The organism is Pseudanabaena yagii GIHE-NHR1 (genome assembly GCF_012863495.1).
Lineage (GTDB): Bacteria > Cyanobacteriota > Cyanobacteriia > Pseudanabaenales > Pseudanabaenaceae > Pseudanabaena > Pseudanabaena yagii.
In genome coordinates, this window is sequence record NZ_JAAVJL010000001.1 from 1,727,096 (window position 1) to 1,740,621 (window position 13,526).

The 13,526-nt window shown below is 45.6% G+C and carries 10 protein-coding genes and 1 pseudogene; 1 reads left to right on the plus strand and 10 read right to left on the minus strand.

Annotated features, from left to right (window positions below; translation table 11 throughout):
• Nucleotides 1-16: 16 nt before the first annotated feature.
• The 3 genes from HC246_RS07935 to HC246_RS07945 are packed head-to-tail and all read right to left on the minus strand — an operon-like array spanning nucleotide 17 to nucleotide 2,660.
• Nucleotides 17-868, minus strand: a complete 852-nt coding sequence (locus tag HC246_RS07935) for an aldo/keto reductase (protein ID WP_169362913.1) — start codon at nucleotides 866-868, stop codon at nucleotides 17-19.
• A 35-nt stretch (nucleotides 869-903) separates the two neighbouring features.
• A complete protein-coding gene (locus tag HC246_RS07940) occupies nucleotides 904-1,548 on the minus strand; it encodes a TMEM175 family protein (protein ID WP_211167645.1) in 645 nt (214 codons plus the stop codon).
• A gap of 53 nt (nucleotides 1,549-1,601) precedes the next feature.
• Nucleotides 1,602-2,660 (minus strand): NAD(P)-dependent alcohol dehydrogenase, encoded by a 1,059-nt coding sequence (locus HC246_RS07945; RefSeq protein WP_169362915.1) that lies wholly within the window; start codon nucleotides 2,658-2,660, stop codon nucleotides 1,602-1,604.
• 189 nt (nucleotides 2,661-2,849) lie between these two features.
• On the opposite strand from HC246_RS07945, the gene HC246_RS07950 reads away from it, so the two are divergent.
• On the plus strand, nucleotides 2,850-3,830 hold the full coding sequence (locus HC246_RS07950) for an AraC family transcriptional regulator (protein WP_211167646.1): 981 nt from the start codon (nucleotides 2,850-2,852) through the stop codon (nucleotides 3,828-3,830).
• Here the strand turns inward: HC246_RS07950 and miaA are convergent.
• The 7 genes and pseudogenes from miaA to HC246_RS07985 all read right to left on the minus strand — a co-directional run bounded on the left by miaA (nucleotide 3,820) and on the right by HC246_RS07985 (nucleotide 13,408).
• On the minus strand, nucleotides 3,820-4,743 hold the full coding sequence (miaA, locus tag HC246_RS07955; RefSeq protein WP_169362916.1) for a tRNA (adenosine(37)-N6)-dimethylallyltransferase MiaA: 924 nt from the start codon (nucleotides 4,741-4,743) through the stop codon (nucleotides 3,820-3,822). The two genes, HC246_RS07950 and miaA, sit on opposite strands and share 11 nt — an antisense overlap.
• 468 nt (nucleotides 4,744-5,211) lie before the next feature.
• Nucleotides 5,212-6,503, minus strand: a pseudogene (locus HC246_RS07960) (NF041680 family putative transposase).
• 155 nt (nucleotides 6,504-6,658) lie between these two features.
• Entirely contained in the window at nucleotides 6,659-7,093 is a 435-nt protein-coding gene (locus HC246_RS07965) for a response regulator (RefSeq protein ID WP_211167647.1), read from the minus strand.
• Between the two features lie 88 nt (nucleotides 7,094-7,181).
• Complete coding sequence (locus HC246_RS07970; RefSeq protein WP_169362918.1) at nucleotides 7,182-10,568, minus strand: PAS domain-containing sensor histidine kinase; 3,387 nt, start codon at nucleotides 10,566-10,568, stop codon at nucleotides 7,182-7,184.
• A 134-nt stretch (nucleotides 10,569-10,702) separates the two neighbouring features.
• A complete protein-coding gene (gene glmM / locus HC246_RS07975; RefSeq protein WP_169362919.1) occupies nucleotides 10,703-12,094 on the minus strand; it encodes a phosphoglucosamine mutase in 1,392 nt (463 codons plus the stop codon).
• Between the two features lie 271 nt (nucleotides 12,095-12,365).
• Complete coding sequence (gene clpP, locus HC246_RS07980) at nucleotides 12,366-12,962, minus strand: ATP-dependent Clp endopeptidase proteolytic subunit ClpP (RefSeq protein ID WP_126384272.1); 597 nt, start codon at nucleotides 12,960-12,962, stop codon at nucleotides 12,366-12,368.
• A gap of 131 nt (nucleotides 12,963-13,093) precedes the next feature.
• The gene (locus tag HC246_RS07985) at nucleotides 13,094-13,408 is read right to left on the minus strand and encodes a hypothetical protein (RefSeq protein WP_169362920.1); all 315 of its coding nucleotides are present in this window, start codon (nucleotides 13,406-13,408) and stop codon (nucleotides 13,094-13,096) included.
• Nucleotides 13,409-13,526: the final 118 nt, after the last annotated feature.

The window sequence follows — 13,526 nt, forward strand, 5'->3', positions numbered from 1 at the left end:
TTTGTTGAAAATCGGCTCAGTCATGGATCTTTCTAGTGCCCAACGCTTTTACGATGGCAGGATCGCGATGGTCAAAGAAGGCACTTTGTTTGCTATCCAACGTCGCAACTGCATCCATGTCGTCGGTGCTTAGCTCAAAGTCGAAAATGTTGAAGTTTTCGGACATACGTTCCTTGCGAACCGACTTGGGAATCGCTACCACATCGCGTTGCATCAGCCAGCGCAGGATGACCTGAGCCACATTTTTGCCATATTTTTTGGCGATAGTCAGCAAAACGTCGTTGTGGAAAATGTTGTTTTTGCCTTCGGCGAACGGTCCCCATGATTCGATTTGGACGTTGTTTTCCTTCAGGAACTTCTGGGTTTCGATCTGCTGGTGGAAGGGATGGGTTTCGATCTGGTTAACCGCAGGAACCACTTCGTTATGAACAATCAAGTCTATGAGCCGATCGGGATAGAAGTTGCTGACACCGATGGCTTTGATGCGACCCTCTCGATACAACTCTTGCATGGCTCGCCACGCGCCGTAAATGTCGCCGTAAGGCTGGTGGATCAGATATAAGTCTAGGTAATCCAACTTCAGCTTGTCTAGAGATCGCTGGAAAGCCCGTTTGGTGCTTTCGTAACCAGCATCCTGAATCCAGAGTTTGGTAGTAATGAAAATCTCATTTCGCGCCACGCCGCTCTTTTGGATGGCTTTGCCAACAGCTTCTTCGTTACCGTAAGAAGCTGCCGTGTCAATCAGACGGTAGCCGACTTCAATCGCGTCCGAGACACTTCTTTCGCATTCTTCCAGATCATTCATTTGAAAGACACCGAATCCCAAAATGGGCATTTCCAACCCGTTGTTCAAGACAACCTTCTGCATAATTTCTCCTTTGATGTCGATCTATCTAGTTTCTGTCAGTCGTCTTCGCTGAGATCGCTGCTCACCGTGGAATCATCGATGCAAGATGGGATGATCTGATGCCCCCAGCGAGGCCATAGATAGAAGATATTCAGGAGGATAAAGAGTAGTACTGCCAGCCAAGGTAAGACCAACGCAACCACGGTAGCGATCGCATAAACGATCGGACCGACGAGGTACTGCCGTTTGATTTTCCGAATCTTTGTCACGGTGAGGTGGACACTGATCAACCGCCCGTCCTGAGAGGCATACCACCACATAGCGTTGACGAAGATACCAATGATGGTCAAAACTCCACCGTAGAAGGCGGCGGCAATTGACTCATCCATGCCACGGTGGAACGCTTCCGCAAGCACGGCGGTTGGAAACGGCAAGAATGCAATCAGCAGCAGGTGAAGAACGTTCAGTAGCAACAGGGTTCCGTCCACGCGGACGATATGTTTGAACATAGCGTGGTGGTTGATCCAGATTGCGCCAATCACCAAGAAGCTCACTATGTAGGCGAGATAGGACGGCCAAAGCTGGAGGAGTGCTATCCCAAGAGCCGTGCTGGGTGGCGGCACTTTAATTTCGAGCACCAGCAGAGTGATGGCGATCGCGAAAACGCCATCGCTGAATGCCTCCAAGCGGTTGGTATCCACGTTTACCTCCTCTGCGAGTAGTCGTTCATGTTTATTCTGAAGATTCACCTCGCTTATTCAGATTTAAGGGATGCCATATCAATACTGAAGCGGTATTTCACATCAGATTTGAGCAGCCGTTCGTAGGCTTCGTTGACCTTCTGGATTGGGATGATTTCAACATCGGCAGTGATGTTATGTTCTCCGCAAAAGTCAAGCATTTCTTGGGTTTCCGCAATGCCGCCGATATTAGAGCCAGAGAGACTGCGACGACCCATGATTAGGCTAAATGCCGAGACATCTAAAGGCTTCTCAGGTGCGCCAACAAGGGTAATGTTGCCGTCAAGACGGAGCAGGTTGAGATAGGCATTGATGTCGTGCTTAGCAGAGACGGTGTCGAGGATGAAATCGAAGCTGCCAGCGTGTTTCTGCATTTCATCGGTATTGTGGGAGACGACAACTTCGTCAGCACCAAGGCGTAGTGCGTCCTCCTTCTTGTTGGGCGAAGTGGTAAAGACGACGACATGCGCTCCGAAAGCACGGGCGAACTTCACACCCATGTGACCCAGCCCACCAAGACCGACCACACCAACTTTTTTACCCTTGGTAACGCCCCAGTGGCGCAGGGGAGAATAGGTGGTGATCCCAGCGCAGAGGAGCGGCGCAGTTCCAGCGAGATCGAGGTTAGTGGGAATATGCAGAACGAAACGTTCATCGACGACGATACTATCGGAGTAGCCACCATAGGTAACGCCTCCGAGGTGCTTGTCAGGAGAATTGAAGGTGAGCGTCAGATTCGAGCAGAACTGCTCAAGCCCCGTTTTGCAATGAGGACAAGTACCATCCGAGTCAACTAAGCATCCAACCCCAGCGAGATCGCCGAGCTTGTACTTGGTCACTGCCGAACCGACCTTGGTGACGCGACCGACGATCTCATGACCGGGGACAATCGGGTAGACCGTAGACATAATGCTGCTCCACTCGTTACGCACCGAATGAATATCGGAGTGGCAGATACCACAGAAGAGGATCTCGATCTGAACGTCGTGTTCGGTTGGGTCGCGTCGCACGATCTGGGTGGATGACAGGGGCGATGTTGAACTAGCTGCTGAGTATGCTTTCGTTTTATACATGGGTTCATATTCCTGATAAAGATGCGTGTGCTGCCCAATAAAAGCCAAGGTCTCTCTTGAATAAAAATCCAGAATTCCTGTAAGAATCCGAAATCATTCTTCATTGCTTTAGCTTTATTCTAGACATCCTGAGGCTAAAGCAATAGAACAATCGTCTAAGATAGTTGTACGATCCTGCAAATCTCAAAAATGAATGTTGTCAGAACAGGAGCCACATCTGATATGAATTTAGTCAATGATCCTCAGGCAAAGCGCGAGGCAGAAAGAGCGCAAGCCTATAGAGACGAGCTAACTGAGAGGATTGCACAGACTATTCGTGATGATGGGAAGATTGAGCCACTGAAAGGACTGCACTTCAACCGCGCCTCCGCACCTTCGGAATGCATTCATAGTGTCTCTATCCCTGCCTTTTGTGTGATTGCCCAAGGCAGTAAGGAAATTTTTCTAGGCAGCGATCGCTATCAGTACGACCCAATGCATTATCTGCTGGCGACAGTCGAACTGCCGATTGTCAGCCAGATTCTAGAAGCATCCAAGGCGAAACCTTACCTTAGCCTTAGACTCGATCTCGATCCTACCCTAGTTGGCTCAGTGATGGTCGAAGCAGAGCATCCATCATCGCACAGCCGTACTAATGTGAAAGCACTTGATGTAAGTCCATTGGATGTCAATCTTTTAGACGCTGTAGTACGGCTGGTCAGACTGATAGATTCTCCTGCGGAAGCTCATATGCTCGCACCCATGATCACAAGGGAAATCATTTATCGACTCCTGATGGGAAATCAAGGTAGTCGTCTCTGTCATATTGCCGTTCTGGGTGGTAACACCCATCAAATTGCTAGAGCCGTCGATCGCCTTCGTAAGGACTTTAATCAGCCCCTGCGGATTGAAAGCATCGCACAAGAGCTTGGCATGAGCGTTTCAAGCTTCCACCATCATTTTAAGGCTATCACCGCAATGAGTCCCTTACAGTTCCAGAAGCAACTGCGGCTCCAAGAAGCTCGCCGTTTGATGCTAGGGCAGAACCTCGATGCTACCAGTGCTGCCTACCGTGTGGGTTATGACGATTCTTCTCACTTCAGCCGAGAGTACAAGCGACTCTTTGGGACACCACCGATGCGCGATGTGGAGAGACTGAGAGAATCGACTAGGGAGACTGTTACACTCTAGCTATGAAAATGCTGATCGCATCTTCCCAAGTACTACCTGTCGGCAACCAATGAATTGGTAAATCACCATTACCCGAACCGCGAAACCATGTCCTTTGGCGTTTGGCAAATTGGCAGGTATGGATAATCGTGAGTTCTTTTGCCGTTGCTAAATCAGTTTTATTGGCTAAATAATCAGACATTTCACCATAGCCAAGGGTTTTTAAAAGCGGCAGATATACACCATAGCGCTGTTGCAAATCACGAATTTCATCAAGCCAACCCTGTGCCAACATTTGCTCAGTGCGATCGCCTACTAGTTTCCGATAAGCACCCAGATCAGCACAATCCAATCCAATCTGGACAATGGGATAACTTGGTGGTTGCTCGTATTGCTGAGATGAGAGAGGCTGACCCGTTACATAAAACACCTCTAGCGATCGCAAAGTTCTGACTTGATCGTTGGCATGGATTTTTGTTGCTCCCACAGGATCGACCTGTTGTAAGACTTGGTAGCAATAGTGTTGTCCTAATTCCTCAAGTTGCGATCGCAGATGTGGTTGCGGTGGGACACGGGGAATCTTTAGTCCTGCGGTAATTGCCTTAATATATAGCCCCGACCCACCAACTAAGATGGGTGTAACGCCTTCTGCATGGAACTTGGCGATCAAAGTTTGGACTTGATCTTGATAATCGGCAAGGGTCAAGGTTTGGTCAGGTTCAATAATATCAATCAAGTAATGGGGAACTCCTTGACGTTCCTCGATGCTTGGCTTGGCTGTCCCAATATCGAGATAGCGATAAACTTGGCGCGAGTCAGCACTCAAAATTGGCGCATTGAGATGTTTCGCCAGAGCGATCGCTAGGCTCGTCTTCCCTGTTGCCGTTGCCCCTAAAATCACAATTAGCCCAACATTCTGTTTTACAGATTCCATAACTGACTCATCATAAATTAACTCTACAGTCCCCATCAAAAACAGAATAATTTTAATTAAATACAGCACTTTGCGCTAACTGAAAATCCGAAGTAAATTTTGAAAGCACGGTAAAGCCACACTTTCAAAATTTGCTCTGTACTACTTTAAACATCAATAGGATGCATTTTACTTTATGCCATTTTTATCAAGGCATCTAAATAGTATTTTTACTTACATAAATTGCTATAAAAAGTATTATTTACTTTTGTTTTACTTGCCAAGCAAACCCTTATTAGAATTAATTTTCATCCCTAATCAGAAGGGAGTTACGGCGCTTTGCACCGCAACTCCTTTTTGTTTTTATGTCTTAATTTACTGGAATTTAGACTAAGTTGATTAAGAGAATCAGAAAAAGAGCAGGAAAAAGTGACCCAGAAAACGGAGAACTGAGAAAAAGCAAGAGAGAGAAAAAGAGAATATTGAAAGTTAGGAATTAAGGTAGTCTTGATTGACCTTTTTCGAGCGAGAAGCTCGTTTTTTGACGACAGGAAAGCGAGAAAAAGGAGAACGCTTGCGTCCAGATTTCCAACCGAGAGACTTACCACGAGGTTGGGAGAACAAGCAGGAGAGCCAATCCTGACCAAAAGTGCGGCAAAGCCCTGAGCGACTCGACCAAAATTAAGATTGGTTTGAGGTTTCTGCCAAGGCAAAGGAGTATCAATAACCAGTTGACGAGCCAACCACAATTGCCAAGAGAGTAAAGGCATAAGGTCACTCCAACGCAAAGCTTGCTGAGGAGTCAACAAATGGGGAAGAGTCCAATGTAATCTTTGTTTGGCAAAACGATACCAATGGTCGATGGCAAAACGACGTAAGTACAAGCGCCAAAGGGAGTCTAAAGTCGGCATCTGTTCACCCACCCAAGCTAACCACAAACCAGAGCAATGAGAATGTGTAACTCGAATAACTTGAATATGTCGTTGGGCTGCTTGCCGAAAGTGTAAGTTAGACCATTGCTGGATTTGCACCTGTCCAACCGTCTCATCTTCTAAGCTAAAAGTTGCCGATGGCTCTCCCCAACTATCAGCATTGGCAAGTTGGAATTTATCCCCATGCTTACGAGGACGACCATAACCACTGTAGGGCGCAGGGGCTTTGTATAAGCATCGGTTAGGACGTAGACGTATTAGTAAATCGGCAGGGATATCCTCAGTCAAATTCATAAAGACGGCACTGCCATATTCACTGTCGTAAGTAGCGATTGGTCTTACCGTTAAATCTCGACATACTTGACTCAGTTGGAATGCGGCTCTTTGCCCTGCTGTCTCAAAACTACTGATCCGCTCGTGACATAACGGGATTGCCCAACTCCCTGTCATCTCTGGTATCCATGCCAAGGTGCTGTAGTCATGCCCTAACACGATCGGTTTGTTCCCTTCTACCAAATTCGGTTGATGCACAAAACTCCTGTCTTTTAGCGTTTTGGCATGGGGTCTTCCCCATCCTGTATGGTCTCCTGCTAGCAAAGGGCGGATGTCTTTGGGTATTTGTTCCACACATAACCGTCTTATCCTGCCTCGGTTGGGGCGACTGTCTTTTAATGATTCATACAGACTTGACCATTTTCTTCGATACACTGCGGATAACGATAATTCTACAAATGATTTCACTCTCGGACTGGTCAATACTGCATCCATCAAGTCAAATATTGCATCCCGTCCGTTCCCTAAAAATCTATATACCTGTTGACGAAAGTCTTGTAGTTTATCAATAATCATGGCTGTAGATGTCTCTTTACTTTTCATCTACTTTAGGCAGTTTGTATCTCTTTTACTCTGCCTTTTTTACCTTTTTTAGTCTAAACTCCAGGCCTTGCGAAGTCAGGCACAAATGCCCTCAAATAATTAATGTGACGCGACTTCGCCGCGTCACATTAATTATTTGAGGGCAACTGGTTGAGCATCATCCAGTAAAAACCTACCTGTCGCGACATCTCAACAAATTGTTGGAAATCCAAAGGCTTGACGATATAACTGTTGACCCCCAAATCGTAGCAAGCTTTTAAATCACGATTCTCGGCTGAAGAAGTCATTACTACTACTACAAGGTTACGGGTAAGAGGATTACTACGAATCATCTCTAATACCTGAATACCATCAATCTTGGGGAGCTTTAAATCTAAAAGTACTAGCCTTGGTAAGGGTTGAGTGGGAGGCTGACCATTGCGCCCAAAAAGATAATGCACAGCTTGTTCACCATCTGCGGCTACGTCGATTTTATTGACAAAGTTGTAACTGTCTAAAGCAATTTGAATTAGCTCGACATCATTGGGGTCATCTTCAACTAGCAAAATGTGGGTTGGATCCATAAATTCCATATATTCCATATATTTAGAGCCAAGGATTTATATGCTTAAGGATAGGTGGCGATCAACTTCGCCTATCCTTACCTTTTAGTTAAAGCTTGAGAAAGAAAGTTGCACCTTGATCGGGATATCCTTCTGCCCAAATAGAACCTCCATGTCGTTGAATAATACGTTGCACGATCGCTAAACCAATGCCTGTACCTTCAAATTCTTGTTCGCTGTGTAACCTTTGAAAGGCTCCAAAAAGTTTATCAGCATATTCCATTTGAAAGCCTACGCCATTATCTTTAATTCTAATCGTTTGATCGGGCAAACTATCAATTTCGATCCGAGGTTGAGGCTGATTACGACTAAATTTGACGGCATTGCCAATGAGATTACGAAATACCTGTTGCAAGAGAATCGGATCGCCAACAGTATTTGGTAAGTCTCCGATCGCAAATTCAAGGCGGGAATTATGGTGAGGATCGCTGCGGACAATTTCAATTGCTTCATCGACTAGTTCTCGCATGGAAATTTGTTTTTTCTCTAGGGGTTTGCGTCCATAGCGCGAGAGAACTAATAATCCATCGATTAAATTACCCATCTTGTGGCTACTTTGATCAATTACTTGCAAATAGTGATCCACTTTAGGATCATCTAGTGCATCATGCTTCTTAATCCTTTGTTGTAAGGCATTCACAAATCCGTTGATATGACGTAATGGGGCGCGTAAATCATGGGAAACAGAATAGCAAAAGGATTCTAATTCGCGATTGGTACTTTCTAGTTGTTGCGATGTTTGGAGAATCTGTGCTTCCGCCTGCTTGCGATCGCTAATATCGGTGACGCGCACTAAGTTCAAGGTAATGCCTGCAATTGTGATTGGTTTAACCGCAAGATTCCCCCAGAAGAGTTTACCTTGGCAAGTAACGTATTCCACTTCTTGGCTCCAAAAACCTTTGTTAGTAAGCTCTAGGCTAATAGCCGCAATTTCTAGATCAGAAAATTGATAGCGCTGAAGGATATGCCCTTTAATGCCAATCAGTTGATTTTTATCGGATGCTTCAAAGAGTTGTACGGCGGGAAGGTTACAGTCAATCGTTAGTAATGTGGTGGTATCAACTAAAAAGAGGGCATCTGTAGATTCGTTAAATATTGCCTCTCGCAGGTCATGGCTATGATTTAAGGCTGCTTCGGCGAGTTTGCGATCGGTAATGTCAAAGTTAATCCCAATCATGCGATAGGGATCACCCTGATCATTACGTTGGATCAGGGCATAGGCTTTGATATGGCGCGTATTGCCATCGGGTAAGACAATCCGAAATTCGACATCGTAGTCTTTGATGCCTCGGAGAGCTAATTGGATAGCGGATTCAGCGATCGCTAAATCATGGGGATGAATACTGCTGCGCCAAGTTAAGTAGTTGCTGATCGATTGATTTGGACTGACTCCATAGAGTTCACACATCCGATCATCCCAAAGGATAATATCGTGAAGAATATCCCATTCCCAAATGCCGATCGCTGCTGATTTTAAGGCGAGAGTTAAGCGATCGGTGAGATTTTGGAGATTTTGCTCAGCTACTTTGCGATCTGTAATATCAATGGCAGTGCCGATGATATGCGTTAATTTTCCTGAGTTGTCATACACCATTTCTCCCTTAGCTAATACATAGATCAATCTGCCATTGGATTGAATGATGCGATGTTCTAGATCGTAGGCTTTCTGACAAGTGAGCGCTGTTTGAACTGTGCTATTAAAATTTTCCCAGTCATCTGGATGGATATATTGCTGGAGTTCTTCATAACTGGGTGGCTCAGTATTCGGTTCGAGTCCATAAATCCGAAACACTTCCTCTGACCAAGTGAGAGTTCCTGTACTAGTTTCAAATTCCCAACTGCCTAGCTTCCCGATTCGCTGAGCCGTTTTGAGGTGGGTATCAGTCTTGATTAACTGCGCTTCTGCTAACTTGCGATTGGTAATATCAAAGTTGATTCCAAGCATTCGCAGGGGTATACCCTCATCATTTCGCTGAACTATGGCATAGGCTTTGATATAGCGAATACTGCCATCGGGTAGCACGATCCGAAATTCTGGTTCGTAGTCCTTTTCGCCGCTTAAAGCTAGCTGTACCTCGTTTTCAGTGAATTGGCGATCGCTCGGATGGACACGATTAGCCCATGCTAAATAGGCATCAAGTTCATGATCGGGGTTAATGCCATAGAGTTCATAGGTACGCTCATCCCAAATTAGACAGTTATTGGCAATATCCCATTCCCAAATGCCAATGGATGCGGATTTTAAGGCAAGGGTCAGGCGATCGGTGACATTTTGAAGCTCTTGCTCAGTTTGTTTGCGATCGGTAATATCACGCACAATTACTAAGAGTTCATTTTCACAATAGGGAGCAATTCGTACTTCTTCATAGACAGTTTTGCCAAATTTCGTTAACTGATGTTCATAGATTTGGACTTCACCTGTAGCGATCGCGGTTTCATATATTCTTAACTGAGTTTGAAGATCCTCTGCATCTAATACTTCCGAAATGTGATGTTGAATGGGTAAATATTTGGATTTGTCTTGAGATGTCGGCATGATGCACTGTAGACAAGTGCCATCGGGCTTGAGTAAGAGTAATAGATCGGGCAGGGCATGAAGAATTGCTAGATTACGGGCTTCACTCTGGCGTAAGTCTGCATTACTTTGAGTGATGCGCTTCTCTAGTTCTAAATTTAGATTATGCAAGCCAAGCTCTGCTAGTTTCAGATCTGTAATATCTCGCCCCACTGACTGGATCTCAATTAGCTTCCCATCTTCATTAAAAATCCCTTGTTTAATCCACTGAATCCAGCCCACTTGTCCATTAGGACGTTGATCGCGATTTATTAAGATAAAACTTGGTTTGTCAGGATTGAGTAGAGAGATATTTTCGAGGACACTTTCTAAAACATTAGGATCAGCAAAATCAATCCATTTCCGCCCAATCAATTCTTCTAGTTTACATTCTAGGATTCGACATAGGGCTTCATTTGCAAAGGTGATGGTAGTGTCAGGTCTTGACCGCAGAATTAGTTCACTATTTCTTTGGATCGCTTGATCATAATAACTCTCACCTTGATAGAGAATTACTTCAGTTTCTTTATGTTTAAAGGCAACTGTATGTAAGTCGCTAATTGCCGTCGCGATCGCATCAAGGCGAATAGGTGAGCCTGATTCATCTTTAAATATTTTCCAACGTACCGAAAACCTACATCTTTCGCCGTTGGGCATTTGCAGTTGATAATTGAGACGCGACGTTCCTGATACTTGCGCTTGGGTGATCGCCTCCTGCATTTTGGGCTGATCTTCAATAGCAATCGCCTCTAACCAAAGCTGCGAATTGGCAAGTAATTCTTCGCGATCGCATTGATAAATTTGGGTAGCAGTTGCATTGAAATAAAGGGGAGTGAGATCGGGCAGAGACAGTGACCAAATCATCACGTCAAGGTTATCCATGATCTGATTTCCCCAACTTTCAGACGGATGGATGAATGCTTGGACGTGACTCATATCTGAACTCAAGCGGCAACGGCTATATTTATTATAGGTAACATGTCTAAAAAAATAGGGAGCTACGGCTCCCTATTTTTTTAGACTTTAACTAGTTGTTTTTCAATTAGTCCCGTGAGGCTATTTGTCCAATGTTGAGCCAGATCAAGAGTTTCAGCTTCCACCATGACCCGCATCAATGGCTCTGTACCCGAAGCACGGACTAACACTCTGCCCCGATCGCCTAAGTCCTGTTCTGCTAAAGCGATCGCCTGCACGAGTGCATCACAGGTCTGCCAATTGCGGCGCAATTCACGATCCTCGACACGCACATTTTTCAGCAATTGAGGGTAGGGATGGAAGCTCTGATCCATCAGTTCGGCAAGAGGAGCTTTTTGCTTGGCAAGAGCCGCCAGATGCAAAGCTGCAAGTAAACCATCACCACTGACGGCATAGTGACGACATAGCACATGACCCGACTGTTCGCCGCCGAGCATTGCGCCCGATCGCACCATTTCTGCATGAACATACTGATCGCCCACGGCAGTCCGCACAAAATTACCGTCCAGCTTTTGCCATGCGCGTTCAAAGCCAAGATTTGCCATGACCGTGGTAACGATCGCATTGTTGGGCAGTTGATTATTTTCTAGCAATTCCTGACCCCAGAGGTACAGGATGTAATCGCCATCAACGACACGCCCATTGCTATCCACAGCTAAAACGCGATCGGCATCGCCATCAAAGGCAAAGCCCATATCTGCGCCATGTGCTTTCACGGCTGCGCGTAATGGTTCGAGATGGGTGGAGCCGCAATTAACATTAATGCGATCGCCATCGGGTTCTTGGTGGAGGCAAATCACCTCTGCGCCAAGATTTTGAAATACTTCTAGGGAAACACGAGTCGCGGAGCCGTGAGCCAAGTCCAGAACTACCTTAATACCTTGTAAGTCTGTCGCGATCGAGTTTTGCAGAGAATCTTGATAGTCAGAAATTAAATGCGCTTTTTCGTGATACTTGCCCCAATCTGTCGAGGAATTAACGAGATCGGCATGAAGTCTGGATTCGAGTAAAGCTTCGATCGCCTGTTGCGTTTCGCTACACAGCTTTGTGCCATTGTCGCCAAAGAACTTAATCCCATTGTCTTCGGGGGGGTTATGGCTTGCGGAAATCATTACGCCGCCAAAGATTTCGGGAGAATTGGCAGTGAGATAGGCAACCGCAGGCGTAGGACATAGCCCGATATGCCACACGTCCCAGCCTGCTGCCGTCAAACCTGCGGAAATTGCTGCCGATAGCATATCGCCCGATGTCCGAGAATCTTGCCCGATCGCAATTACCTTTGCCGCATTTCCTGAAGCATTAAGGCGATCGCGCTCCAATTCCACCCGCTCTTTTAAAATCTTACCCGCACTAATTCCTACTTCTAGGGCTAATGGGGCAGTCAAAAAACTACCGACATGACCACGAATGCCATCCGTACCAAACAATTTCATAACCTAAACTCCACACACCAGACAGTATTTTGATGAACTCTGAGCAGGTTGGCTCCGTAGGAGTCAACCTGCTGCGCTTTGCGCTTAAACCCAAACCCAGAAATTTCTTAAAAGCGTTGCAAAGCAACGCTTTTAAAAAATTTCTTTTGGCTCGTTTGATCGCAAAGCACCTTACTAGAAATTAATGACCTATATATTTCTAATCAAGTTGCCATGAAAGTCAATAGCAATAAACAAGAAGGCTCACATCGTGAGCCTTCTTGTGAAAAAACTATGCTGCAACTTCAAACTTTGGGCGTTGATTAACCACTTCATCGATCAATCCGTAAGCCTTTGCCTCATCAGGAGCCATGAAGAAATCGCGATCGGTATCCTCAGCAATGCGATCGATGGGCTGACCAGTATGGAAAGCCATCAACTCATTCAGGCGATTCTTGTGATACAGGATTTCCTTAGCTTGGATTTCGATATCTGTTGCTTGCCCCTGTGCGCCGCCGAGAGGTTGGTGAATCATGATACGGGTATGGGGCAAAGATAGTCTCTTGCCCTTTGCGCCACCAGTGAGCAAGAAAGCCCCCATACTTGCCGCTAGACCGACACAAATGGTCGAAACATCAGGGCGAATGTGCTGCATCGTATCGTAAATTGCCATACCTGCGGTCACAGATCCCCCAGGGGAGTTGATATACAAGAAAATATCTTTTTCGGGATCGTCGGCTTCGAGGAAAAGCAACTGAGCAACAATGATGTTGGCAATGCTGTCGTCAACCTGTTGCCCCAAAAATACGATCCGCTCCCGCAGCAGGCGCGAAAAAATATCAAAGGCTCTTTCGCCACGACCAGACTGTTCGATTACGGTTGGGATCATAATTAATCTTTACGGTTTACTCTCAGTCTATTGTACTGATATGTAATCACCGCTAACCTCTCTCTCTATTCGGATTTCACCCCGTGTAGCAATCTCATCAAAAAAAGCAGTACCAAGTACTGCTTTTTTGATTAATCATGGCGATCGCGATAAATTGCCTTAGAAACGCGGTTTTCTTCGCGAGTGAGACGGGCGGCTTCTTGACGGCTCAAATGTCCATCCCTGAGATAATAGCGACGCTGAGCATCAATGCGTTCTTCGCGTCTTTCTAGATTTTGGTATTCGCGCTGGCTGATTGTGCCTTGTTGTACGCCTTTGTAAATGCGTTCCTGTTGATTAACTTCGCGATTATAGATTGTGCCTGCGGATGCGGAACTGGGATTGACTAGGCTGAAGGTGCTAACTACTGAAGTAATAGCAAGAATGGGCAGAATCAAGCTTTTCATAATGTTACCTTTGGCGATCGCCTTGAATCGAGTGTTTAACGATTTACGCTGATTTAGACATTTGCTCCTAGCCAAAAGGTTCAAGTTATTTTTTGCGGTAATGTCTCTTAAGATTTTT

Excerpts from the sequence above, each read along its gene's own strand:
- clpP (WP_126384272.1), bottom strand. The coding sequence starts at position 12,962 with ATGATCCCAACCGTAATCGAACAGTCTGGTCGTGGCGAAAGAGCCTTT.
- glmM (WP_169362919.1), bottom strand. The coding sequence starts at position 12,094 with ATGAAATTGTTTGGTACGGATGGCATTCGTGGTCATGTCGGTAGTTTT.
- HC246_RS07970 (WP_169362918.1), bottom strand. The coding sequence starts at position 10,568 with ATGGATAACCTTGACGTGATGATTTGGTCACTGTCTCTGCCCGATCTC.
- miaA (WP_169362916.1), bottom strand. The coding sequence starts at position 4,743 with ATGGAATCTGTAAAACAGAATGTTGGGCTAATTGTGATTTTAGGGGCA.
- HC246_RS07935 (WP_169362913.1), bottom strand. The coding sequence starts at position 868 with ATGCAGAAGGTTGTCTTGAACAACGGGTTGGAAATGCCCATTTTGGGA.
- HC246_RS07945 (WP_169362915.1), bottom strand. The coding sequence starts at position 2,660 with ATGTATAAAACGAAAGCATACTCAGCAGCTAGTTCAACATCGCCCCTG.
- HC246_RS07985 (WP_169362920.1), bottom strand. The coding sequence starts at position 13,408 with ATGAAAAGCTTGATTCTGCCCATTCTTGCTATTACTTCAGTAGTTAGC.
- HC246_RS07950 (WP_211167646.1), top strand. The coding sequence starts at position 2,850 with ATGAATGTTGTCAGAACAGGAGCCACATCTGATATGAATTTAGTCAAT.
- HC246_RS07965 (WP_211167647.1), bottom strand. The coding sequence starts at position 7,093 with ATGGATCCAACCCACATTTTGCTAGTTGAAGATGACCCCAATGATGTC.